Consider the following 22,819-nt stretch of genomic DNA (forward strand, 5'->3'; position numbering starts at 1 on the left):
TTTAAGCGCCAATGAGATCGATCTCATTGGCACTTTACGAGGCGAACATGTCCGATTTAATCAGCGTGGCCAAACTGGCTGGCGTTTCTCGCGCTACCGCCGCCCGCGCATTCTCTGATCCGCACCTGCTGCGTGCTGACACGCTGGAAAAGGTGTTAAGCGCCTCTGAGCAGCTCGGCTTTCGCCCCAATCATATTGCCCGCCAACTGCGTACCCAAAGTTCAACCACCTTCGGCGTGCTGCTGCCGTCGCTGCTGAATCCGATCTTCGCCCGCCAACTGCAAGCGATGGAGCGTCAGGCGCGTGCCGCCGGTTACGGCCTGCTGGTGGCAACGAGCGATTATCAGCCCGAGCGGGAAGCGGCGATTGTGGAGCACATGCTGAACCAGCGCGTTGCCGGTTTGGTGCTCACCGTCGCCGACGCCGATAACAGCGCCATCCTGCATACGCTGCATCAAGCCAGCATGCCGTTTGTCCTGACGCACAACGTGCCGCAGGCCACGCACTGGCCCGCGATTTGCGTCGATAACCGCCAGGCGATGCAGCAAGCCACCGAACACCTGCTGCAGCTCGGCCATCGCCACATCGGCATGGTGGCCGGTCCCATGCTGCAATCGGATCGCGCCCGTCTGCGCTATCAGGGCTATTGCGATGCGATGCAACAAGCCGGACTCGACGCGCTGCCGGTCATTGAAATGCCCAGCCATACGCAATCCGACTTCACGCTGCTGCAGCCGCAGCTGAGTGGCAACACGCCGCTCAGCGCGGTGATCTGCACCAACGATCTGCTCGCCATCAGCCTGATTGGTGCTGCGGCGCGCGCCGGAGTGCGCATTCCGCAGCAGCTGTCGGTGATGGGTTTTGATGGCATCGATATCGGCGAGCACATCGCGCCGTCGCTGGCGAGCGTGAGCCAGCCAGCTGACATGCTCGGCGCCGGGGCGATCGACATGCTGTTACAACAAGCCAGCCGCGGCACGCGCGTGCTGCCACATCGATTAAGGCTCGGTGCCAGTATCGCCGCGCCAGCAACCACTTTTTCTTCCATTGCCAATATCAGGGAACCATCATGAAAAAAGTCACAATGATTGCCGGGGCTCTAGCACTGACCGCCGGCTCGCTGTTCAGTTCGCTGGCGCAAGCCGCCGATACGGCGATCTGCTACAACTGTCCTCCCGAATGGGCGGATTGGGGAACCCAGCTTAACGCCATTGCCAAAGACACCGGCATTCAGGTACCGCAGGACAACAAAAACTCCGGCCAGGCGCTGGCGCAACTGGTGGCGGAGCAGGGCAATCCAGTGGCAGATGTGGTTTATTACGGCGTCAGTTTTGGCATCCAGGCGGACAGCGCCGGTGTCATCAGCGCCTATAAGCCCGCGCATTGGGACGAGATCCCAGCCGGAATGAAAGATTCCGACGGCAAATGGGTGGCGCTGCACTCCGGCACCATGGGCTTTATGGTTAACGTCGATGCGCTGGGCGGCGCGCCGGTGCCGCAATCCTGGGAGGATCTGCTGAAGCCGGAATACAAAGGCATGATTGGCTACCTCGATCCGGCTAGCGCCTTTGTCGGTTACGTGGCGGCTGTGGCGGTCAACCAGGCGAAGGGCGGCAACATGCAGGACTTCACGCCCGCGCTGACGTGGTTCAAAAAATTACAGGCTAACCAGCCAATCGTACCGAAGCAGACTGCCTACGCGCGCCTGATCTCCGGTGAGATTCCGATCCTGCTCGACTACGACTTCAACGCCTATCGCGCCAAATATAAAGATCACGCCAATGTCGCCTTTGTGATCCCGAAAGAGGGCACGGTTACGGTGCCGTACGTCATCAGCCTGGTGAAGAACGCGCCGCACGCAGACAACGGCAAGAAAGTGATCGACTACGTGTTGTCGGATAAAGGTCAGGCTATTTGGGCGAATGCCTTCCTGCGTCCGGTACGCACCTCGGCGATGTCAGCAGACGCTAAGAAATTCTTCCTGCCAGACAGCGATTATGCGCGTGCGCAAACCGTGAACTATCAGCAGATGGCCGATGCGCAGAAGGCCTTCTCGGCGACATACCTGAGCGAGATGCGTTAATGTCGATGGCTGACACCCTGGCGGCCTCGCGCCGCCAGATACCTACGCAACCGGGCAGCCGCTGGTTGTGGCTGACGCTGCCCGCGCTGCTGTTCTTCTGCGCTTTCTGGCTGCTGCCGTTTGCCCGCCTGCTGCAAATCGGCATGCAGGACGATCGCAGCACCCAGCACAGCGGTTACTGGACGGTGATCACGCAGCCGCACTATCTGCTGAGCCTGCTGAACACTGTGCTGCTGTCGCTGGCGGTGACGCTGGTGACGTTACTCATCGCCGCTATCGTCGGCTGCTTTCTGGCGCGCCAGCGCTTTGCCGGGCGCGGCACCTTGCTGGCGTTGCTGACCTTTCCGCTGGCGTTTCCCGGCGTGGTGGTGGGTTTTCTGGTGGTGATGCTGGCTGGACGTCAGGGATTGCTGGCGCAAATCAGTATGAGTTTGCTGCATGAGCGCTGGACGCTGGCCTATTCGCTGGCGGGTCTGTTTATCGGTTACCTCTATTTCTCGCTGCCGCGCGCCATCGTCACGCTGGTGGCGGCCAGTGAAAAACTCGATCGCTCGCTGGAAGAGGCGGCGCGTTCGCTCGGTGCCAGCCAGTGGCGCATCACCTGGGATGTGATTGTGCCCGGCCTGCAACCGGCGCTGCTATCTACCGGCGCGCTGTGCTTCGCCACCAGCATGGGCGCTTTTGGCACCGCCTTTACGCTCGGCACCGATTTGGCGGTGCTGCCGCTGACCATTTACGGCGAGTTCACCAACTACGCCAACTTTGCCACCGCCGCTGCGCTGTCGGTGTTGATGGGCGGATGCGCCTGGCTGGCGCTGATGCTGGCGCGCCGTATGGCGCAGGCGAAAGAGGTGCAATCATGAAACGTCGTGGACTGTTTAGCCTGCAACTGCTTATCACCGCCATCACCGCGCTGTTTATGATCGTGCCGGTGGTGCTGTCGATGCTGGCGGGCGTCACCAATAACTACTTCATCGGCCTGCGCAGCGGCTTCACGCTGAAGTGGGTGGAGCAAGTGTGGCAGATGTACGCCGATACTTTCTGGCTGTCACTGCTGATCGCGCTGTTCTGCCTGTTGGTCACCTTGGTGATTGGTGTTCCCGCCGCGTGGGGATTGCTGAAAGCGCCGGGCCGCTGGGCGGCGCGTATTGAAGAGTGCTTGATGCTGCCGGTGGCGCTGCCCGGTCTGGCTACCGCGCTCGGCATCATTCTGCTCTACGGCCAGTTTTCCGGTCTGCGTGACAGCTGGCTGTTCATCCTGATTGGTCACGTGCTGTTTACCTTGCCATTTATGATGCGACCTGTACTGGCGGTGATGCAGGCGGTAGATATGCCGCGCCTGGAAGAAGCCTCGGCCAGCCTTGGCGCCAGCTTGTGGCAGCGCTTCTTTACCGTGGTGGTGCCGAACTGCCGTAACGGCATTCTCGCCGGCGCTTTTATGGTGATCACGCTGTCGGTGGGGGAATTCAACATTACATGGATGCTGCACACGCCGCTGACCAAAACCTTGCCGGTTGGCCTTGCCGACAGCTACGCCTCGATGCGGCTGGAAGTGGGTTCCGCCTACACGCTGATTTTCATTCTGATGATTCTGCCGCTGCTGCTGATGCTCAATGCCGTGAATCACTGGCTTAACCGCGCGGTTTCGCGCCAACACAAGGAGGCAGCATGAATCCTGCGGCCGTTACCGTGACGCTGCGCGGCTGCGCACGTCATTTTAATCATCATCAGGCGCTGCAACCGCTTGATCTCACGGTGCATGCCGGCGAAACGCTGGTGCTGCTGGGGCCGTCCGGCTGCGGCAAAACTACCACGCTGCGCATAATCAGCGGGCTGGAAAGCTGCGATGTCGGCGGCGAAGTGTGGTTTGACGATCGCAACGTTACCGCTTTACCGATTGAAAAACGCAACGTCGGCATGGTGTTCCAGAACTACGCGCTGTTCCCGAATCTCAATGTGGCCGGGAACGTAGCGTACGGCCTGAAAGTGCAGGGCGTGGCGCGTGCCGAACGGGAAGCGCGCGTACAGGAGATGCTGGCGCTGGTGGATCTCACCGCGCTGGCGCAGCGCAGCATCGACAAACTCTCCGGCGGCCAGAAGCAGCGTGTAGCGCTGGCGCGCGCATTAGCCGCGCGGCCCAAAGTGCTGCTGTTTGATGAGCCGCTGGCGGCGCTGGATGCGCGCCTGCGCGATCGTCTGCGTCTGGAGATCGGCGCGCTGCTGAAGAAGCTGGCGATCACCGCCGTTTACGTAACGCACGATCAGCAGGAAGCGATGGCGCTCGGCGATCGTATTGCGGTGATGGAGCAGGGACGTTTGGTGCAGATCGATACGCCGCAGAATATCTATCAGCATCCGGCGTCAAAATTTGTCGCCGATTTTGTTGGCGCGATTAACTGCGTGGATGTCGATACGCGCGGCAATCTGCAACGTTTCTGCCGCCCGGAAGATGTGCTACTGGCCAGCGATGAGCGCTATCCGCGCCAGGGTTTTATCGTCGCCAGCACCTTTTTGGGCGCGTCGCAGCGGCTGATGATCGACATCGGGTTGGCGACGCCAATTCAGGTGGATCGCCACGCGCGTGAAGCCTGGCATGCCGGACAAGCGGTGAGCTGGACGCTGGCGCATGACGCCGCGCTGCAGTTTTCATAATTGGCACGGTCGCCATAAATGGCGACCCTACAAAAGCGCGCAGTACCGTCGCCATAAATCTATGCAATGCCGTCGTAGGGTCGCCATTAATGGCGACCGATTAGCACCCAAATATCCAAAGGAAAAATTCGTGTCTGAAGCAATGACGCTCATCGCGCAAATCAGCGATTTACACATCAAGGCCTACGGCCGTTTATCCTATAAAAAAGTCGACACCCAAGCCGCGCTACTGCGGGTGATTGAGACGCTAAACCGCCTTGCGCCGCGCCCCGACATGGTGGTGATGACCGGTGATCTGGTCGATTTCGGCACCGCGGCAGAGTATCAAACGTTAAAGCAGGCGCTGCGCCAACTGCAGCTGCCGTTTCTGCTGATGCCGGGCAACCACGACGATCGCCAGGCGCTGCGTGCGGCGTTCCCGGATCATCACTATCTGCAGCACGGAGCAACCCTGAACTGGCAGATGCAGGTGAAAGGTGTGCAACTGCTGGCGCTCGATTCCAGCGTGCCGCAGCAGCCGTGGGGTTATGTGGATGAAGTGCAGTTGCACTGGCTTGATGAGCAGTTGCAGCGTCAGCCGCAGTTGCCGACGCTCGTGATGCTGCATCATCCGCCGTTTCTTTGCGGCATCAAACATATGGATAACCAGCCGCTGCGCAATCCGGCGGCGCTGGCGGCGATTATCCAGCGCCATCCGCAGGTGGAACGCGTGCTGAGCGGCCATCTGCATCGCTCAGTGCAGGCGCGTTTTGCCGGTACGCTGGCGTGCGTGGCGCCGGGCGTATCACATCAGGTGGCGTTTGATCTCGCTGAAAATGGCCCAGCTAATTTTGTGCTGGAGCCGCCGGGTTTTCTGCTGCATCGCTGGCATGCGCAGCAGGGCATGAGTACCCATTTGTGTGCCATCGGTGATTATCCCGGTCCGTGGCCGTTTTACGATGCCAACGGTTTGATCGATTAGCGCCAGCGCAGAGAAAGAATTGTGTGTGGCTGACAGGATGCTTCGTGCTCAATTTGCGTTGGAGGTGTACAATCGCCCGTTAGCTCACCAGGGCAAGTGCATCCAATTATAACAAGACTGTCAGGCACACATATCGATGAATCTATTCACTAAGGTCGGTGCGCTATGCTAACGCGCCTGCGGCCAAAAACTGACCTGCGCACGCTGATCGCGCTGTTGGCGATCACCAGCATCGTCATCACACTTGCCAACACGCTGTACGCCACCTGGCGCGTACAACGTATGGTCCTGATCGAAAGCACCCTCGAAGCCAATCGCGCTTACGCCACTAAACTGGCGGCGACGACAGAGGTCTTCTTTCAGCTGGCTCAGTCGCAGCTGCACTACAGCGCGACGCAGCTGGGCAATGATTTTGATGATGCCGATTTGGCGCAGCAGGAAGTCAATCGCCTGCGTGAGCAAACTAATAGCTTTAACTCGGTGGCGGTGGTGGACAGCAACGGCATCGTGAAAGCCATTTCACCTGAATCGCTGATGCTGAAAGGCATGCAGCTCACCAGCCAGGCTTCGCGTGAAGCGCTGGCGCAGCGTCAGCCGATGGTCAGCAAACCCAGCATCTCCGCCGCCAATAATCTGATTGTGTTTGTCTCCTGGCCGATCTGGAGCAAAGACGGACGTTACCTTGGCTACGTTGGCGGCACCATCTATCTGAAGAAGAAAAGCATCCTCAACGCGCTGCTCGGCGAGCAGTTCTATCGCGATGGCACGCATGTTTACGTGCTGGATCGCAATAATCAGGTGCTGTACCACCAGAATACCCAGCTGATTGGTAAAAGCGTGCCGGGCATCGTTAGCGATCGCCAACGCGAGGAGAAAACCAACGGTGAAGTGCAACTGACGGAAGAGAACGTGCCTAAGCTGGCCGGTTACGCCATCGTGCCCACCACCGGCTGGATGGTGGTGGCGCTCAAACCCACCGATGTCACGCTGGCGCCGCTCACCGGCTTGCTGCTGAAAGTGTTGAAAAACTCGGTGCCATTTGCGCTGCTGACCTTGCTGGTGGCGGTGATTCTGGCGCGTCTGATTGCGCTGCCGCTGTGGCAACTGGCGCGCAAAGCCAGCCAGATGGATTCCCAGGGCGTGTCGAACGAGATTGGCGGCATTCGCGCCTGGTATTTCGAAGCGGCGCAGGTCAAACGCGCGCTGCTCACCGGTATTGGTTTAGTGCAGGATAAGATTGGTCGCCTGAAATCGGAAGTGCAGAGCGATCCCATGACCAATCTGCTTAACCGTCGAGGCCTGAGCGCGGTGCTCGACTACTTCGCCACCATGCGCCAACCGTTCTCGGTGCTGGCGCTGGATATCGATCATTTCAAACGGGTCAACGATACCTTCGGTCATGACGTCGGTGATGAAGTGATTAAACATGTGGCGCGAACCTTACGCGGCAGCGCACGTCAAACCGATGTGGTGTGCCGTAACGGCGGGGAAGAGTTCCTGATGCTGCTGCCTGCGACGTCGGTTGAGGATGCACGCATTTTGGCCGAGCGCGTGCGCATCAGCATTGCGGAAAACTGGATTGATCAGGTTGGCAATGTCACGCTGTCGGTGGGCATTGCCGACTGGCAGCCGGAAAGTGGTTCGCAGGAGCAAAGCCTCAAGCAGGCCGATGCCGCGCTCTATCAGGCGAAAAATGCCGGACGCAACTGCGTGATGATCTCCGGTCAGGATGCGTTGGTCAGTAGCATTACGCATTAATCCCCTCAATCAAATTATCAATCGGTCGCCATGAATGGCGACCCTACGTACAACTGGAAGTAAAAATGCTCGTTCTGCTTTATCAATGGTACAAACGCCGCTTCAGCGATCCGCAGGCCATCGGGCTGCTGGTGATTCTGCTGGCGGCGTTTTGCATTCTGTTCTTCCTCAGCGGTTTGCTGGCACCGCTGCTGGTAGCGTTAGTGCTGGCTTATCTGCTGGAGTGGCCAACGGTACGCTTGCAGCGTGTTGGCTGTAGCCGAACCTGGGCAACCAGCGCGGTGCTGGTGGTGTTTGCGGGCATCTTGCTGGTGATGGTGCTGATTGTTGCGCCGGTGGCGTGGCAGCAGGGCATCAACCTGACGCGCGACTTGCCCAACATGCTGAATAAGCTCTACGTGTTTGCCGCAGGCTTGCCGAAGCGCTATCCGGCGCTGGTTGATGCCGGCATCATCGATATCATCGTCGAGAACCTGCGCAGCCGTCTCACCGGCCTCGGCGAATCGCTGGTGAAGTATTCGCTGGCGTCGCTGGTCGGTTTGATGACGCTGATGATCTATCTGGTGCTGGTGCCGCTGATGGTGTTTTTCCTGCTGAAAGATAAAGAGCAGATGCTGAATGCGGTACGCCGCGTGCTGCCGCGTAATCGCGGTTTGGCGGGCGTGGTGTGGCAAGAGATGAATCAGCAGATCACCAACTATATTCGCGGCAAAGTGCTGGAGATGGTGGCGGTGGGCTTTGTCACCTGGCTGGCATTCCTGCTGCTCGGCCTCAACTATTCGCTGCTGCTGGCGGTGCTGGTCGGCATTTCCGTGTTGATTCCCTACATCGGCGCGATGGTGGTCACCATTCCGGTGATCGGCGTTGGTCTGTTCCAGTGGGGATTGGGCAGCGATTTCTGGACCATGATCGCTATTTATCTGGTGATTCAGGCGCTGGATGGCAACGTGCTGGTGCCGATTCTGTTCTCTGAAGCGGTTAACCTGCATCCGTTGGTGATCATTCTGTCAGTGGTGATTTTCGGTGGGATGTGGGGATTCTGGGGCGTGTTCTTTGCGATTCCGCTGGCGACGCTGGTAAAAGCGGTGGTGCGTGCGTGGCCGGAAACACCGGCGCTCGAGGAGCCACGCGCAGAGTAAAAGAAAACGGGTGCGACCTGCGCACCCGTTTACATCAGGCTGACTTCAGATAATCCAGCACGATGTCGTGGTGATTGGAGGTTTTGAAATCGTCGAACACTTTCTCAACGTTGCCGTTGGCATCAATCAGGAAGCTGATGCGGTGAATGCCGTCATAGGTTTTGCCCATAAAGGTTTTCTCACCCCAGACGCCAAACTGCTCGCACACCTGATGATCTTCATCCGATAACAGCGTGAAGTTCAGCAGCTCTTTATCGGCAAAGCGTGACAGCTTCTCCGCTTTGTCGGTGCTGATACCCAGCACAACAACGCCCTCAGTTTTCAACTCATCCATGTTGTCGCGCAGGCCGCAAGCCTGCACGGTGCAACCCGGCGTCATGGCTTTCGGATAGAAATAGACCAGAACGCGCTGTCCCTGGAAGTCGGCCAAATTTACTTGTTCGCCGTCCTGGTCGGGCAAACTAAATTTCGGTGCGGTATCACCGGCTTTCAGTGGATTCATCACAACTCTCCATTTTTTTTACATGCTGTGGGTAATACACCATCAAGAGCAAAAGTGCCAGGTGGTGTTTACCGTCAGGGTTATTTCACAACACGGTTTGCCGCAGCGGCAGAGTGTGTGGCGAAATAACCCGGAGCCTGATTAAACGGTGCTGTCAGCATCGTCGGTGACACTATAAAGACGAATTGAGCCTTGTGCATGCAGTTCTTCGCACAGCTGATTGAAAGCCTGCTCGATGGGCGCACTGAACTGATTGGCCGGGCTGTGCGCCGTTATTTGAATATAGAGCGTCGGTGCCACGCCATCCTGCGCCGGTTTAATTCTCGACACCAGTTCGGCAATGTTCATCTGATGTTTATCGAACAGATCGGTGAAGCGCTCAATGATGTGCGGTGAATCCGGCACTTCGATTTGCACCCATACGGTGGCGGGCATCGGTGGCGTGGCGCGCGCATTGGTGCGCTTCATCACAATCAGCAACTCCAGCTCGGCACCTTTCATCGGCAGCGTCGATTCAATCAGGGTTATCGCATTCCAGCTACCGGACAGCAGCATGATAAAGGTGAACTCATCGCCCAGCATCGCTAAACGGCTGTCTTCGATATTACAGCCGCAGCTGCTGACGTGGCGGGTGATGGTATTGACGATACCCGGACGATCAACGCCCAGTGCGGTGATCACCAGATGGTGAGGCTGTGACTGCGACAAAATGGCATTTCCTGTACGTTCGCTAATAACTATAAGGTAAACATAAAAAAAACTGCTGACAAGCGCGGGAATGGCGTGGCTCGCTTGCTTTTCTTTCAATGTAAAACGTAACATGAGGCACTTGTTTGTCGAGGGGATAGCCCATGTTCACCGGAAGTATTGTTGCGCTCATTACGCCAATGAATGAAAAAGGTAATGTCTGCCGCGAAAGTTTGAAAAAACTGATTGATTATCATGTTGCCAGCGGCACCGCGGCGATTGTTTCTGTTGGCACCACCGGCGAATCTGCCACGCTCAGCCATGACGAGCACGGTGATGTGGTTATGCAAACCCTGGAACTGGCGGATGGCCGTATTCCGGTTATCGCCGGCACCGGTGCAAATGCCACTGCTGAAGGCATTTCTCTGACCAAACGCTTTACCGGCAGCGGTGTGGTGGGCTGTTTAACGGTCACGCCTTATTACAACCGTCCGACGCAGGAAGGTCTGTTCCAGCACTTTAAAGCCATTGCGGAAAGTACCGATCTGCCGCAGATGCTGTATAACGTTCCTTCGCGTACCGGTTGCGACATGCTGCCGGAAACCGTCGCGCGTCTGGCCGAAATTAAAAATATTATCGGAATCAAAGAGGCCACCGGGAACTTATCGCGTGTCTCACAGATCCAAGAGCTGGTTAATGATGAGTTCATCATCGTCAGCGGCGATGACGCGACGGCGCTGGACTCCATGCAACTGGGCGGCAAAGGCGTAATTTCGGTCACGGCTAACATTGCAGCGCGTGAAATGGTTGAACTCTGTGCCTTGGCGCAACAGGGCAAATTCGCCGAAGCGCGTCGCCTGAATCAGCGTCTGATGCATCTGCACCAGACGCTTTTCTGTGAACCCAATCCAATCCCGGTGAAATGGGCAGCAAAACAGCTAGGATTAATCGCGGATGACACGCTGCGTTTGCCAATGACGCCACTGACCGAAGCCGGTCAGGCGAAAACGGCGCAAGCGCTGATTAAAGCGGGTCTGCGATAATTTAGGGAGAATCAATGAGTTATTCAGTTAAGCGCTCGACGCTGGCAACGGTAGTGGGCCTTTCCACCCTGATGCTGCTCACAGCGTGTTCCAACGATCAGCGTTATAAGCGCCAGGTCAGCGGTGATGAATCTTACCTGCAGGCGCCTGAGCTGCACGATTTAAAAGCCCCAGCGGGCATGATTCTGCCGTTGCAGAATGGTGATTACGATGTTCCGCATAACGTGGCGAAAGGCGCAGTGGGCAAAGAGCTGGATATTCGTCCGCCAGCCCAGCCGCTGGCGCTGTTGAACGGCACGCGTGCACAGTTCACCGGTAATACGGGCGTGCTGGCAGTCGAAAGCAGCCGTGGTTCTATCTGGTCGCAGGTTGTGGGTGTGATTCAGTCTTACAAGTTCCCGATTGCCCAGCGTGATGACGCTTCGCAACAGCTGACCACCGATTGGGTGCAGTGGAACCGTGCTGACGAAGATAACCAGTATCGCGGTCGCTATCAGATCAGCGTGCAGAATCAGAGCTATCAGCAAGTGCTGACCGTACGTTTGCTGGAACTGCAGCAGTCGGGTCAAGCCGTTACTTCTCCGGCACAGATTCAACGCTATACCGGCCAGATGTTGAACGACATCAGCACCGGTCTGGATAAAGTCGATTCTGCCAGCCAGGATGCGGCGGCCAACCGTGCCACCGGACAGATTGATGTGCAGAGCGGCGCGGATGACACCGGTTTACCGCTGTTGATTCTGCGCGCACCGTTTAACGTCACCTGGCAGCGTTTGCCAGCGGCGCTGAAACGCGTGGGCATGGAAATCACGGATGACAACCGTTCGCAGGGCAGCCTGAAAGTGACCTACAAACAGCCGGGCAGCGGCGTGTGGGATCAGATCGGCGCCAAAGATCCAGAACTACCCAACGGCGATTACAAATTGCAGGTTGGCGATCTGGATAACCGCAGCAGTCTGCAGTTCATCGATCCGAAAGGTCACGTGCTAACCCAGGCGCAGAACGACGCGCTGGTGCAGGTGATTCAAGGCGCGCTGAAATAAATTGCCAAAGGGCCGGAGATTCTCCGGCCTTTTTGTTTTGGATTTGGCATAATAGCGCCCGGCGAAGTAAACGATTGCGTCACGCAATCGGCGCGCGGTGAAACACCGCTGAACACGGGTTCTTTCATGTTTGGAGTTAACAAGATGCAAAAGCGAGCTGAGTTGTATCGCGGTAAAGCGAAAACCGTATACAGCACCGATAATCCGGATCTGCTGGTACTTGAATTCCGCAACGATACGTCAGCAGGAGACGGTGCACGAATCGAGCAGTTTGATCGCAAAGGAATGGTAAACAACAAGTTTAACCATTTCATCATGACCAAATTGCAGGAAGCGGGCATTCCGACCCAGATGGAAGCGCTGCTGTCGGATAACGAAGCGCTGGTGAAAAAGCTGGAGATGGTGCCGGTAGAGTGCGTGGTACGCAACCGTGCGGCAGGATCGCTGGTAAAACGTCTGGGCGTGGAAGAGGGCATTGTGCTCAATCCACCGCTGTTTGATCTCTTCCTGAAAGATGACGCCAAACACGACCCAATGGTCAACGAATCCTATTGCGAAACCTTCGGCTGGGTGAGCAAAGCGAATCTGGCACGCATGCAAGAGCTGACCTTCAAAGCCAATGATGTGCTGAGCAAACTGTTTGATGACGCAGGTTTGATCCTGGTCGACTTCAAGCTGGAGTTTGGTCTGTTCAACGGCGAAGTGGTGCTGGGCGATGAGTTCTCGCCAGATGGCGCGCGTCTGTGGGACAAAAACACCATGGACAAAATGGACAAAGACCGTTTCCGTCAGAGCCTCGGCGGCCTGGTTGAAGCGTACGAAGAAGTTGCACACCGTTTAGGTGTCAAGCTGGACTAAGTCCATACGTCTCTCGTAGGGTCGTCATTTATGACGACCTTTTTTTATGCCCGCAATTCAGGTCGTCATAAATCACGGCGCAACGGTGTTCTGTCACTACAACACTGGTGCTTACCGCTGCCGCCAACTAAAATCATGCCAAACATGTTTAAAGGAGTTAGACCATGCGCTGGCAAGGGCGTCGTGAGAGCGACAATGTAGAAGATCGACGCAATGATTCACCAGGCCTTGGCGGCGGCGGTGGACGGCAAATCCGTATTCCACGCGGCAAAGGCGGCCTTATCTTGCTGGTGGTGGTCGCCGTTGCCGGCTATTACGGCTACGACCTCACCGCGCTATTGGAAGGCGGCGGGGGTAATGTCGCGCCAACGTCGCAGCAGCGTCAGGCAAACAGCGCGCAGAGCAACGAAGATGCCAAATTCACCTCGGTGATTCTGGCAACCACCGAAGATACCTGGAGCAAGCTGTTCCAGCAGATGAACAAAAAGTACGTGCCGCCGAAGCTGGTGATGTATCGCGGGGCAACGCGCACCAACTGCGGGACCGGCCAATCGGCGATGGGGCCGTTTTACTGTCCTGCCGATCAAACCGTGTATATCGATTTGTCATTCTACGATGACATGAAAACCAAACTCGGTGCCGGTGGCGACTTTGCGCAAGGCTATGTGATTGCGCATGAAGTGGGGCATCACGTACAAAAGCTGCTGGGTATTGAGCCGAAAGTGCGCCAGATGCAGCAGGGCGTGAGCCAGGCGCAGGCGAATCAGCTGTCGGTGAAAATGGAGCTGCAGGCGGATTGCTTCGCCGGCGTTTGGGGCCATTACATGGATCAGCAAAACATTCTGGAAGTGGGCGATCTGCAGGAAGCGCTCAACGCCGCTGAAGCAATTGGCGACGATCGCCTGCAACAGAAAGGTCAGGGCCGCGTAGTGCCAGACAGCTTCACGCATGGCACCTCTCAGCAGCGTTACACCTGGCTGAAACGCGGTTTTGATAGCGGCGATCCCGGCCAGTGCAACACCTTCGCTAGCAAGTGATCTCCTTGATTGAACCGACGGCGGCGATGCAGCGTGCAGGCATTCGCCGCCTTTGCGTTATTGCGGGTGATGCGGAGTGGGCGCAGCAGGAGGCCACAGGTTGGCACACCGCGCTGCCCGGCGACTGGCTGACGCTGAGCGACAGCGCCGATTTCCCGCACGCCGTCGCGCCCGCTGCCTTACGCACCTTGCTGGGCCGTGAATTCCAGCATGCGATATTTGATGCCCGCCGCGGTTTTCACGCTGAAGCTTTTGCAGCGCTGGCCGGAACCTTACGCGCGGGCAGCTGGTTATTGCTGTTAACGCCTGATTGGGAAAGTTGGCCCAAGCAAACCGATGCCGACAGCCTGCGCTGGGCGGATGTCGCCGAGCCGATCGCCACGCCGCATTTTATCCACCACCTGCAAGCACTGATGCGGCAAGACGCGCAGGTGATGTTGCAACGTCAGCATCAAGCGGTGCGTTATCCCGTGGAAACGCATCTGCCCGACTGGCGCTGTCAGGCACCGCAGCAGCAGTCGCAAATTCTTGAACAACTTGAAGCGATGCCGCAAGGCGTTGCAGTGATCACTGCCGCGCGCGGTCGCGGCAAATCCGCGTTGGCCGGCATGCTGGTGCAGCGCAATCAACACTGTTTAGTCACGGCGCCAGCTAAAGTCTCCACGGCGGTGCTGGCAGCGTTTGCTGGTGAGCACTTCAGTTTCATGGCACCCGATGCCATTCTCGCGCAGGAAAATCCGCTTCAGGCGCAATGGCTTATTGTCGATGAAGCGGCCGCCATTCCCGCGCCCATCCTGCAACAGCTGGTGCAACGTTTCTCGCGCGTGCTGCTTATCACCACCGTGCAAGGTTACGAAGGCACCGGACGCGGCTTTATGCTGCGCTTCTGCGCCACCTTACCTGACGTGCGCTACTACCAGCTCGACGAGCCGTTGCGCTGGTCGCCGAACGATCCGCTGGAGCAGTGGCTCAGCCAGGCGTTGCTGTTTGAAGATGCGCAGGAGAGCCGCACAAGCGGTGCTATCGCGATTTATCCAGCAACGCCAGACCACAACGTAGCGGCGCTGGAAGCGGGCTATCGCCTGCTTGCCAGCGCGCACTATCGCACTTCGCCACTGGATTTGCGGCGCATGCTGGATGCGCCCGGCATGCGCTTTTGGTTGGCGGGTGAAGCCGATCAGGTAACTGGCGCGCTGTGGCTGGTGGAAGAGGGCGGATTGGATCAGGTACTGGCCGACGCGGTGTGGGCCGGTCATCGTCGGCCACGCGGCAATCTGGTGGCGCAATCGCTGGCGGCCCATGCCGGGTTCGCGCAGGCGGCGACGCTGCGCTCACTGCGCATTAGCCGGATTGCGGTGCAGGCGTCACAGCGCCAGCGCGGGATCGGCAAAGCGCTGGTGGCCACGGCACATAAACAGGCGCAGAATTGTGATTATCTCTCGGTGAGTTTCGGCTACACCGAATCTTTGTGGCACTTCTGGCGCGCCTGCGGTTTTACGCTAGTGCGGATTGGCTCGCAGCGCGAAGCCAGCAGCGGCTGCTATGCGGCGATGGCGATGCTGGCAATCTCTGCGGCCGGTGAAGCGCTACAACAACAGGCAGCGCAGCGGCTGGCGCGTGATTGGCCGTGGCTGCAAGCGATTATAGATTTACCGTTAACGCTGGTAAGCGATGCCGGCCAGCAGCTAAACGAGGATGACTGGGCGCTGCTGGCCGGTTTTGCCTGGGCGCAGCGCCCGTTCGAAGCCAGCTACGCGGCGCTACAGCGGCTGGTGCGCCAGTCTCCTTCACCGTTGTTGAATGCCATCCTGCTGCAAAAACAGACGCTAACCGATGCCGCGCAACATGCCGGTCTCAGCGGGCGTAAAGCCTTGATAAACCAGCTGCGATCGGAAGCTGGCGCAGCACTGATTCGCCTCAATCCCGACGCGGCGCAGCGGCTGCGTTCATTGCAATAAATCCATTATCTCGTTCAAATTTTCCCGATATCTCTGTGCCCGCAGCGGCGTATAGTGATTTGAGGAGGATCTTATGGCACTACGATATGTAATTGTTCAGCAACCCAGCAGTGCAGAACAGCTGTTTCTGCTGTATCACGGCATCAACGACAACCCGGATTCGATGGCGCAGATTGGTAGCTGGTTCGCAAAAGCGTTCCCGCAAGCGCTGGTGGTGTCGGTCGGCGCACCTTACGCGGGCAGCGTGCCGCAAGGACGTCAGTGGTTTGCCGATATTCCGCCGCACGATCGTTCGGAACAGCAGGGCGTGGATGCGATCATGCCAGAGTTCGTGGCATCGGTGCGTCACTGGCAGCAAGAGAGCGGTGTGCGTGCTGAAGCTACGGCGCTGGTGGGCTTTTCCCAGGGCGGCATCATGGTGCTGGAAGGCATGAAAGCGCAGCCGGATTTGGCGGGACGCGCGATTGTGTTTAGCGGCCGCTATGCCACATTGCCGTTGCGGGCCAGCACGCGTAACACCATTCATCTGATTCATGGCGATTACGACGAACAGATCCCGCTGCAGCACGCTGAAGAGGCGAAGCAACGTCTGATTTCGTTGGGCGGCGATGTCACGCTGGATGTGGTGGAAGATTTACCGCACGCGATTAACGATCGCAGCATGGAGCTGGCGCTGAATCATCTGCGTTATACCGTGCCGCGTCGTTACTTCGATGAGGCGCTAAGCGGTGCGAAGCCGGGCGATGATGATGTGGTGATGATGATGTAGCAGGATGCGTAACGGCGCGAGTTATCGCGCCGTTTGCGATATGACGATTATTTCTTTTTCGGCCAGTCGTCCTCGTCATCCCATTTATCGTTGAAATCACGATGCGGCGGTAACGTCGGTTTGTTGTCCATGAATTTTTTATGGTCGATACGTTTTAGGTCTTTGTAAACGTTCATCAAAATACCAACCATCAGCAGGATCACCAGGATCCACCAGTACTCTTTAAAGAATTCCATCCCCTTTCTCCTTTTGCGCTTAGGCGATCAGCTGTTCCATGATGCGCTGATACATACGGCTCAGCATCTGCAAATCTGACGCTTTCACGCACTCATTGATCTTATGAATGGTGGCGTTCACCGGGCCCAGTTCCACCACCTGCGCACCCATGCGCGCAATGAAGCGCCCATCGGAGGTGCCGCCGGTAGTCAGCAACTGCGGCTTAATCTCATTATAGTGCGCCACAGCGTTCACCACGGCATCCACCAGCTTACCGCGTGATGTCAGGAATGGCTGGCCGGAAACATTCCACTCCAGCGTATAGCGCAGCTGATGACGATCGAGCAGCTCCGCCACGCGATCTTTAATCATCTGATCGGTCAACTGCGTGCTGAAACGGAAGTTGAACTGCACAAAGAATTCGCCAGGAATTACGTTGTTGCTGCCGGTTCCGGCCTGCACGTTGGCGATCTGCATGCTGGTCGGCGGAAAGAATTCGTTGCCTTCATCCCAAACTGTCTCCACCAGCTCATTCAGCGCCGGCATGGCGCGATGCACCGGATTATCCGCCAGATGCGGATAGGCTACGTGGCCCTGCACGCCGTGAATGGTGAGATTAGCTGTCATTGAGCCGCGACGGCCATTCTTCACCACGTCACCCACGATCTCGGTGCTCGACGGTTCGCCGACCAGGCAATAATCCATGCGTTCATTGCGCGCCATCAAGCGCTCAACCACTTTCACCGTACCGTTAACCGCGCTGGCTTCTTCATCGGAAGTAATCAGAAACGCCAGGCGACCTTTATGCTGCGGATTAGCGGCAACAAAGCGTTCCGCTGCCACCACCATCGCCGCCAGCGAACCTTTCATATCGGCGGCACCGCGGCCAAACAGCATGCCGTCGCGGATGCTGGGCTCAAACGGCGGGCTGATCCAGCGGTTGGCGTCGCCCGGCGGTACCACATCGGTATGACCGGCAAACGCCAGCGTTTCGCCCTGGCCGCGCGTCGCCCAAAAGTTCAGCGTATCGCCAATGTGCATTGGCTCGACCGTGAAGCCGATGGCTTCCAGACGCGCAATCAGCAGCGCCTGACAACCGGCATCATCCGGGCTGAGTGACGGGCGACGGATAAGCTGCTGAGCCAGCTCAATAACCGGACAGAACATGTTATGACTTCTCCTGGATAAAGGCGGAATAAAGGGAATCTTTGAAGCCGACCAGCAGATCGCCATTCGGCGCGGCTAACACCGGACGCTTAATGATGGCAGGCTGCGCCAGCATCACCGCTTTGGCGCTGGCGGCATCGTTTACCGCGTCGCGTTCGGCTTCCGGCAGCTTGCGCCACGTGGTACCGCGCGTATTCAGCAGCGCCTCATAACCGAGCTGATCGATAAACGATTGCAGCAGCGCGTCGTCAATGCCCTCCACGCGATAGTCGTGAAAACAGTAGTCGATACCGGAAGACGCTAAATAGTTGCGTGCTTTTTTAATCGTGTCGCAATTTTTAATTCCGTACATCACCCACTGCGCTGTCATCGCTTATTCCCGTTGAGTAAAAAATAAAGCGCGAGTTTACCACAGCGCTCTAAGGGCTGTGAGCGCTGACAGTGAAAGCCGGCCTTATTCACCCATTTTTCATGACCCTTAAGCCGTTATAAATTTTATTACTTAGGGCCAGGAAGCGCTTTCACTTACGCACTTAATAATTGCCTGCGATATCATTAAACCACTAAGGATTATCCTAAATGCAGATTTCTGCTAGCCGATTTAAGTCAGCCATTTTTCCTGCCGCATTATAGAGTTGCTGAAATGTGCGTCAGTACGCAATTTCAACAGATTGAAGCTTTTCTACGCTTTTGCCGATAGTGATAACAGGTGGAAACGTATTCACCACCAGAAAAAAACGGCGTAGAATTGCCGCTACAATAAGAGAGGGTTTTATGGTCGACACCGAAATGGGAAACTGGAAAGAATTCATCGAAGCGATGTTACGTAAGTAACGCGTGAAGAGAAAAGCAGGGCACTTCCCAACTTGCTGTAATTCTTACCACACACAACAATAAAGCCGCCATGGATGTTCATGGCGGCTTTTTTTGTAGGATCGCCATTCATGGCGACCGAATAAATGCACGGTGCGCAATGGCACGCTCAATCGTGCGGCTTCTCTTTTAGCGGGAAGCGGCGGCGTACCACCACAAAGAACAGCGGTACAAAGAAAATCGCCAGCACGGTGGCAGAAATCATCCCGCCCATCACGCCGGTACCCACCGCGTGCTGGCTGCCGGAACCGGCACCGCTGCTGATGGCCATCGGCAGCACGCCGAAGATAAACGCCAGCGAAGTCATCAGAATCGGGCGCAGACGCTGACGCGAGGCTTCCAGCGTCGACTCCATCAGCTCGCGGCCTTTACTGTTGATCTCATTGGCGAACTCGACAATCAAAATGGCATTCTTCGCCGACAAGCCAATCACCGTGAGCAAGCCCACCTGGAAATAGACATCGTTCTCCAGCCCGCGCATCCAGGTTGCCACCAGTGCGCCCACCACGCCGAGCGGCACCACCAGCATCACTGAGAATGGAATTGACCAGCTCTCATACAACGCCGCCAGACACAGGAATACCACCAGCAGCGAAATCGCATACAGCGCCGGCGCCTGCGAACCGGATAAGCGCTCCTGATAGGAGGCGCCGGTCCACTGGAAGCCTACGCCCAGCGGCAGCTGCCCAACCAGTTTCTCCATCTCGTCCATCGCGGTACCGCTGCTGACGCCGTTCGCCGCTTCACCGACAATCTCTAGCGCAGAGTAACCGTTGTAGCGCTCCAGACGCGGTGAACCGGTTTGCCAATGGCTGGTGGCGAAGGCAGAGAAGGGCACCATGCTGCCGCTGTTGTTACGCACATACCACTTATTCACGTCTTCCGGCAGCATGCGGAACTCAGCCGCCGCCTGCACGTAGACTTTCTTCACGCGGCCACGATCGAGGAAGTCATTAACGTAGGTCGAGCCCCACGCGGTGGTTAAGGTGTCATTGATGGTATCCAGCGACACGCCAAGCGCCTGCGCTTTGCGCTGGTCGACATCAATTTGCAACTGTGGGCTGTCGTCGAGGCCGTTGTGACGCACGCGCGACAGCGCCGGATTGCTGTCAGCCAGCTCAAGCAATTTATCGCGCATTGCCATTAGCTGCGTGTGGCCGATGCCGCCGTGATCCTGCAGCTCCATATCGAAGCCCGACGAACTGCCCATGCCGGTAATCGCGGGCGGGCTGCTGGCGATAACGCGCGCTTCGTTGATCGTGTGGAAGGCTTTAGTCGCGCGCTCGATGATGGCGAAAGAGGTGCGATCGCTGCCCGGACGCTCTTCCCAATCTTTCAAGCGAACGAACAGGCGCGCGACGTTCTGGCCGTTACCGCCGGGCCCGGCACCGATGGTGGAGAACACCGAAACCACATTGTCTTTCTCCTGCGTCATGTAGTAATTCTCGACCTTCGCCACCACGTTCGAGGTTTGTTGCAGCGTTGAACCGGCGGGCAATTGCACCTGCGTCAGGAATACGCCGCGATCTTCCAGCGGCAGGAACGAGGTGGGCAGGCGAATAAACAGGAATGCCATAAGGCCGATAATTGCGAGATAGAGCAGCAGCCAGCGACCGCCTTTGCGCAGAATTTTGGCGACGCCGCGCTCGTAACGTTCCGCGCTGGCGTTGAAGGTGCGGTTAAACCAGCCGAAGAAGCCACGACGACCGTGATGATGGCCTTGCTCCAGCGGTTTCAGCAGCGTGGAACAGAGCGCGGGCGTCAGAATCATCGCCACCAATACCGAAAGCACCATCGCCGAAACGATAGTGATCGAGAACTGGCGATAGATAGCGCCGACGGTGCCGCCGAAGAACGCCATCGGCACAAACACCGCCGACAGCACCAGCGCAATGCCGACCAGCGCGCCCTGAATCTGGCCCATCGATTTGCGCGTGGCGGCGCGCGGCGACAGACCTTCCTCGCTCATGATGCGCTCGACGTTTTCCACCACCACGATGGCATCATCCACCAGTAAGCCGATGGCGAGCACCATCGCGAACATCGTCAAGGTGTTGATGCTGTAACCAAAGGCATAGAGCACCGCAAAGGTGCCGAGCAGCACCACCGGCACGGCAATAGTCGGAATCAGCGTGGCACGGAAGTTTTGCAGGAACAGGTACATCACGAGGAACACCAGCAGGATCGCTTCCAGCAGGGTTTTCACCACGTCTTTAATCGAGGCCTTAACGAATGGCGTGGTTTCGTAAGCGACTTTGGCTTCCAGCCCGTGCGGGAAGTAATGCGATAACTCCTCAATTCGCTCGCGCACCAGTTTGTCGGTGTTCATCTCATTGGCACCGGAAGCCAGCTTAATGCCGAGCCCCGATGCCGCCTGACCATTGTAGCGGCTGAGGAAGTCATACTTTTCCGCGCCCATCGCCACATCCGCCACATCGCCGAGCGTCACCACCGAGCCGTCGCTGTTGGTTTTCAGCGTCACCGCTTTGAACTGCGCCGGGGTTTGCAGCATCGACTGCGCATTCACCGTGGCGTTGAGCGCTTGTTTGTCCACCGACGGCAATCCGCCTACCTGACCCACCGCCACCTGCGCATTTTGCGATTCAATCGCGCTCACCACGTCTTCGGTGGTCAGCGCGTAGGCAATCAGCTGGTTGGGATCGAGCCAGATACGCATCGCATATTGCGAGCCGTAAGCATCAACCTGGCCGACGCCATCAACACGGCTGAGCGGATCCTGAATGTTACTGGCGACATAATCTGAAATATCCTGTTTGTCCATACTTCCGTCGGTAGAGACGAAGGCAATCATCAGGATGTTGCTATCACCGGTTTTGTTAACCGTCACGCCTTGTGACTGTACCGCCGCGGGCAGTTTGCGCAGCGCACTCTGCAGCTGGTTTTGTACCTGCTGGCGCGCTTCATCGGGGTTGGTGCCGGCGGTAAAGGTGAGGGTGATTTGTGCCTGGCCGGTATTGCTGCTGTTGGAGGACATGTACATTAAATTATCGATGCCGGTCATATTCTGTTCGATAACTTGCGTGACGGTATTTTCCAGCGTTTCCGCGGATGCGCCGGGATAGTTGGCGGTGATACGCACGTTAGGCGGCGCGAGGTCGGGATATTGCTCAACCGGTAGCGAGATGATCGCCAGCGTGCCGCACAGGCAGAGCAGAATAGACAGAACCCAGGCAAAAATGGGGCGGTCGATAAAAAAATTCGACATGGAACCGACACTCCTCAACTGCGTATTTTTTACTTTTATTATGATGAGCGCGATGCGCGGACGGCGTCACGCTGGCGGAGTGCAAACTGCTCTCTCGAAAGACTCCTGCTGCAGACACTCTACGCGGCACAAATTAGAGAATCGTGAGTAAATTATGGAGAAAGTGTAAATATAGTGACGGTTTTTTGTGCGCGACTACAGATGTCGGCTTTCGAGCCACAGTACCGTAGCGGCAACGCGCGAACGGACATCCAGCTTGCGCAGCAGGTTGCGAATGTGCACTTTTACCGTCTCTTCGGAGATATGCAAGGTGGCAGCAATTTCCTTATTCGATAAGCCACGCGCCACTTCCTGCAGCACATCCAGTTCGCGTTCGGTGAGCTGTTTGAACGGATTTGTCGTCGGCTGGCGCGTCGCCAGATAATCGGCCACCACCTCGCTAAACACGTTTTCACCTTTAGCGCCGCGCATCACTTGCGCCAGCAGCAGTTCGGGTTCGCTGTCCTTGAGCAGATAGCCATCGGCACCAGCATCCACCATCGCATAAATATCACTGCGCGCATCGGAAACCGTCAGCACCAGAATCCGTGCGGCGATGCCTTCGTTACGCAGCGCTTTCAGCGTGTCCAGCCCGGACATGCCTTTCATGTTGAGATCCAGCAGAATAACATCCGGCGACAAACGGCGTGCTTCGGCCAGCGCTTCAGTGCCATTATTGGCTTCCGCTACCACGTCCAGCCGGGGCTCCAGCGCCAGCAACTGGCGAATACCACGGCGCATCAGTGGATGATCGTCAACGATCATAATAGTCAGGGAAGGGTTAGCCATAATGTCTCCAGTATCAAAG

22 protein-coding genes are annotated in these 22,819 nt (G+C 57.2%); 15 read left to right on the plus strand and 7 right to left on the minus strand.

Annotated features, from left to right (window positions below):
- The first annotated feature begins 47 nt into the window (after window positions 1-47).
- The 8 genes from K5Y32_RS13335 to K5Y32_RS13370 all read left to right on the plus strand — a co-directional run bounded on the left by K5Y32_RS13335 (window position 48) and on the right by K5Y32_RS13370 (window position 8,593).
- A complete protein-coding gene (locus tag K5Y32_RS13335; protein WP_222184492.1) occupies window positions 48-1,073 on the plus strand; it encodes a substrate-binding domain-containing protein in 1,026 nt (341 codons plus the stop codon).
- Entirely contained in the window at window positions 1,070-2,083 is a 1,014-nt protein-coding gene (locus K5Y32_RS13340; RefSeq protein ID WP_222184494.1) for an ABC transporter substrate-binding protein, read from the plus strand. Before K5Y32_RS13335 ends, K5Y32_RS13340 begins: the two co-directional genes overlap by 4 nt.
- A complete protein-coding gene (locus tag K5Y32_RS13345) occupies window positions 2,083-2,946 on the plus strand; it encodes an ABC transporter permease (RefSeq protein ID WP_222184496.1) in 864 nt (287 codons plus the stop codon). Before K5Y32_RS13340 ends, K5Y32_RS13345 begins: the two co-directional genes overlap by 1 nt.
- Complete coding sequence (locus K5Y32_RS13350; RefSeq protein WP_101763519.1) at window positions 2,943-3,755, plus strand: ABC transporter permease; 813 nt, start codon at window positions 2,943-2,945, stop codon at window positions 3,753-3,755. Before K5Y32_RS13345 ends, K5Y32_RS13350 begins: the two co-directional genes overlap by 4 nt.
- On the plus strand, window positions 3,752-4,735 hold the full coding sequence (locus K5Y32_RS13355; protein WP_222184498.1) for an ABC transporter ATP-binding protein: 984 nt from the start codon (window positions 3,752-3,754) through the stop codon (window positions 4,733-4,735). Before K5Y32_RS13350 ends, K5Y32_RS13355 begins: the two co-directional genes overlap by 4 nt.
- A gap of 142 nt (window positions 4,736-4,877) precedes the next feature.
- On the plus strand, window positions 4,878-5,696 hold the full coding sequence (locus tag K5Y32_RS13360) for a phosphodiesterase (RefSeq protein ID WP_255602668.1): 819 nt from the start codon (window positions 4,878-4,880) through the stop codon (window positions 5,694-5,696).
- Window positions 5,697-5,861: 165 nt separating this feature from the next.
- Window positions 5,862-7,454 (plus strand): sensor domain-containing diguanylate cyclase, encoded by a 1,593-nt coding sequence (locus K5Y32_RS13365; RefSeq protein WP_222184502.1) that lies wholly within the window; start codon window positions 5,862-5,864, stop codon window positions 7,452-7,454.
- A gap of 65 nt (window positions 7,455-7,519) precedes the next feature.
- Window positions 7,520-8,593, plus strand: a complete 1,074-nt coding sequence (locus tag K5Y32_RS13370; protein WP_176971084.1) for an AI-2E family transporter — start codon at window positions 7,520-7,522, stop codon at window positions 8,591-8,593.
- Window positions 8,594-8,627: 34 nt separating this feature from the next.
- Here K5Y32_RS13370 and bcp read toward each other — a convergent pair whose 3' ends face one another.
- Complete coding sequence (gene bcp, locus K5Y32_RS13375) at window positions 8,628-9,095, minus strand: thioredoxin-dependent thiol peroxidase (protein WP_176971085.1); 468 nt, start codon at window positions 9,093-9,095, stop codon at window positions 8,628-8,630.
- Between the two features lie 141 nt (window positions 9,096-9,236).
- Complete coding sequence (locus K5Y32_RS13380; RefSeq protein WP_218168177.1) at window positions 9,237-9,803, minus strand: glycine cleavage system transcriptional repressor; 567 nt, start codon at window positions 9,801-9,803, stop codon at window positions 9,237-9,239.
- A 143-nt stretch (window positions 9,804-9,946) separates the two neighbouring features.
- Between K5Y32_RS13380 and dapA the strand changes: the two genes are divergently transcribed.
- From dapA to ypfH, 6 genes are all read left to right on the plus strand, one after another.
- Window positions 9,947-10,825 (plus strand): 4-hydroxy-tetrahydrodipicolinate synthase, encoded by an 879-nt coding sequence (dapA, locus tag K5Y32_RS13385; protein ID WP_222184504.1) that lies wholly within the window; start codon window positions 9,947-9,949, stop codon window positions 10,823-10,825.
- A gap of 14 nt (window positions 10,826-10,839) precedes the next feature.
- Window positions 10,840-11,868: an outer membrane protein assembly factor BamC gene (gene bamC, locus K5Y32_RS13390; protein WP_222184506.1), complete on the plus strand. Its 1,029-nt coding sequence runs from the start codon at window positions 10,840-10,842 to the stop codon at window positions 11,866-11,868.
- A gap of 144 nt (window positions 11,869-12,012) precedes the next feature.
- A complete protein-coding gene (purC, locus tag K5Y32_RS13395; RefSeq protein WP_176971088.1) occupies window positions 12,013-12,726 on the plus strand; it encodes a phosphoribosylaminoimidazolesuccinocarboxamide synthase in 714 nt (237 codons plus the stop codon).
- A 164-nt stretch (window positions 12,727-12,890) separates the two neighbouring features.
- Window positions 12,891-13,763 (plus strand): neutral zinc metallopeptidase, encoded by an 873-nt coding sequence (locus K5Y32_RS13400; protein WP_222184508.1) that lies wholly within the window; start codon window positions 12,891-12,893, stop codon window positions 13,761-13,763.
- Entirely contained in the window at window positions 13,763-15,721 is a 1,959-nt protein-coding gene (locus tag K5Y32_RS13405) for a tRNA(Met) cytidine acetyltransferase TmcA (RefSeq protein WP_370635110.1), read from the plus strand. Before K5Y32_RS13400 ends, K5Y32_RS13405 begins: the two co-directional genes overlap by 1 nt.
- Window positions 15,722-15,794: 73 nt before the next feature.
- On the plus strand, window positions 15,795-16,490 hold the full coding sequence (gene ypfH, locus K5Y32_RS13410; RefSeq protein WP_222184510.1) for an esterase: 696 nt from the start codon (window positions 15,795-15,797) through the stop codon (window positions 16,488-16,490).
- 47 nt (window positions 16,491-16,537) lie between these two features.
- On the opposite strand, the gene K5Y32_RS13415 is transcribed toward ypfH, so the two are convergent.
- The 3 genes from K5Y32_RS13415 to K5Y32_RS13425 are packed head-to-tail and all read right to left on the minus strand — an operon-like array spanning window position 16,538 to window position 18,243.
- Complete coding sequence (locus K5Y32_RS13415; RefSeq protein ID WP_008108368.1) at window positions 16,538-16,726, minus strand: YpfN family protein; 189 nt, start codon at window positions 16,724-16,726, stop codon at window positions 16,538-16,540.
- Window positions 16,727-16,745: 19 nt separating this feature from the next.
- The gene (dapE, locus tag K5Y32_RS13420) at window positions 16,746-17,873 is read right to left on the minus strand and encodes a succinyl-diaminopimelate desuccinylase (RefSeq protein ID WP_179449927.1); all 1,128 of its coding nucleotides are present in this window, start codon (window positions 17,871-17,873) and stop codon (window positions 16,746-16,748) included.
- Between the two features lies 1 nt (window position 17,874).
- Entirely contained in the window at window positions 17,875-18,243 is a 369-nt protein-coding gene (locus tag K5Y32_RS13425) for an ArsC family reductase (RefSeq protein ID WP_101763530.1), read from the minus strand.
- A 404-nt stretch (window positions 18,244-18,647) separates the two neighbouring features.
- Between K5Y32_RS13425 and ypfM the strand changes: the two genes are divergently transcribed.
- The gene (gene ypfM, locus K5Y32_RS25040; protein WP_137386901.1) at window positions 18,648-18,707 is read left to right on the plus strand and encodes a protein YpfM; all 60 of its coding nucleotides are present in this window, start codon (window positions 18,648-18,650) and stop codon (window positions 18,705-18,707) included.
- A 148-nt stretch (window positions 18,708-18,855) separates the two neighbouring features.
- Here the strand turns inward: ypfM and acrD are convergent, their stop codons facing one another.
- Window positions 18,856-21,972 (minus strand): multidrug efflux RND transporter permease AcrD, encoded by a 3,117-nt coding sequence (gene acrD / locus K5Y32_RS13435; RefSeq protein WP_222184512.1) that lies wholly within the window; start codon window positions 21,970-21,972, stop codon window positions 18,856-18,858.
- A gap of 195 nt (window positions 21,973-22,167) precedes the next feature.
- Complete coding sequence (locus K5Y32_RS13440) at window positions 22,168-22,800, minus strand: response regulator (protein WP_101763532.1); 633 nt, start codon at window positions 22,798-22,800, stop codon at window positions 22,168-22,170.
- Window positions 22,801-22,819: the final 19 nt, after the last annotated feature.

It is taken from the genome of Pantoea sp. DY-15, from assembly GCF_019795935.1.
In the GTDB taxonomy this organism is placed as follows: domain Bacteria; phylum Pseudomonadota; class Gammaproteobacteria; order Enterobacterales; family Enterobacteriaceae; genus Pantoea; species Pantoea leporis.

What these genes read in the sequence shown, in the direction of transcription:
- acrD (WP_222184512.1), bottom strand. Translation starts at nt 21,972, where the DNA reads ATGTCGAATTTTTTTATCGACCGCCCCATTTTTGCCTGGGTTCTGTCT.
- K5Y32_RS13360 (WP_255602668.1), top strand. Translation starts at nt 4,878, where the DNA reads ATGACGCTCATCGCGCAAATCAGCGATTTACACATCAAGGCCTACGGC.
- K5Y32_RS13350 (WP_101763519.1), top strand. Translation starts at nt 2,943, where the DNA reads ATGAAACGTCGTGGACTGTTTAGCCTGCAACTGCTTATCACCGCCATC.
- purC (WP_176971088.1), top strand. Translation starts at nt 12,013, where the DNA reads ATGCAAAAGCGAGCTGAGTTGTATCGCGGTAAAGCGAAAACCGTATAC.
- bamC (WP_222184506.1), top strand. Translation starts at nt 10,840, where the DNA reads ATGAGTTATTCAGTTAAGCGCTCGACGCTGGCAACGGTAGTGGGCCTT.
- K5Y32_RS13440 (WP_101763532.1), bottom strand. Translation starts at nt 22,800, where the DNA reads ATGGCTAACCCTTCCCTGACTATTATGATCGTTGACGATCATCCACTG.
- K5Y32_RS13365 (WP_222184502.1), top strand. Translation starts at nt 5,862, where the DNA reads ATGCTAACGCGCCTGCGGCCAAAAACTGACCTGCGCACGCTGATCGCG.
- K5Y32_RS13415 (WP_008108368.1), bottom strand. Translation starts at nt 16,726, where the DNA reads ATGGAATTCTTTAAAGAGTACTGGTGGATCCTGGTGATCCTGCTGATG.
- K5Y32_RS13425 (WP_101763530.1), bottom strand. Translation starts at nt 18,243, where the DNA reads ATGACAGCGCAGTGGGTGATGTACGGAATTAAAAATTGCGACACGATT.
- K5Y32_RS13400 (WP_222184508.1), top strand. Translation starts at nt 12,891, where the DNA reads ATGCGCTGGCAAGGGCGTCGTGAGAGCGACAATGTAGAAGATCGACGC.
- bcp (WP_176971085.1), bottom strand. Translation starts at nt 9,095, where the DNA reads ATGAATCCACTGAAAGCCGGTGATACCGCACCGAAATTTAGTTTGCCC.
- ypfH (WP_222184510.1), top strand. Translation starts at nt 15,795, where the DNA reads ATGGCACTACGATATGTAATTGTTCAGCAACCCAGCAGTGCAGAACAG.
- K5Y32_RS13370 (WP_176971084.1), top strand. Translation starts at nt 7,520, where the DNA reads ATGCTCGTTCTGCTTTATCAATGGTACAAACGCCGCTTCAGCGATCCG.
- K5Y32_RS13355 (WP_222184498.1), top strand. Translation starts at nt 3,752, where the DNA reads ATGAATCCTGCGGCCGTTACCGTGACGCTGCGCGGCTGCGCACGTCAT.
- dapA (WP_222184504.1), top strand. Translation starts at nt 9,947, where the DNA reads ATGTTCACCGGAAGTATTGTTGCGCTCATTACGCCAATGAATGAAAAA.
- K5Y32_RS13335 (WP_222184492.1), top strand. Translation starts at nt 48, where the DNA reads ATGTCCGATTTAATCAGCGTGGCCAAACTGGCTGGCGTTTCTCGCGCT.
- K5Y32_RS13340 (WP_222184494.1), top strand. Translation starts at nt 1,070, where the DNA reads ATGAAAAAAGTCACAATGATTGCCGGGGCTCTAGCACTGACCGCCGGC.
- K5Y32_RS13345 (WP_222184496.1), top strand. Translation starts at nt 2,083, where the DNA reads ATGTCGATGGCTGACACCCTGGCGGCCTCGCGCCGCCAGATACCTACG.
- dapE (WP_179449927.1), bottom strand. Translation starts at nt 17,873, where the DNA reads ATGTTCTGTCCGGTTATTGAGCTGGCTCAGCAGCTTATCCGTCGCCCG.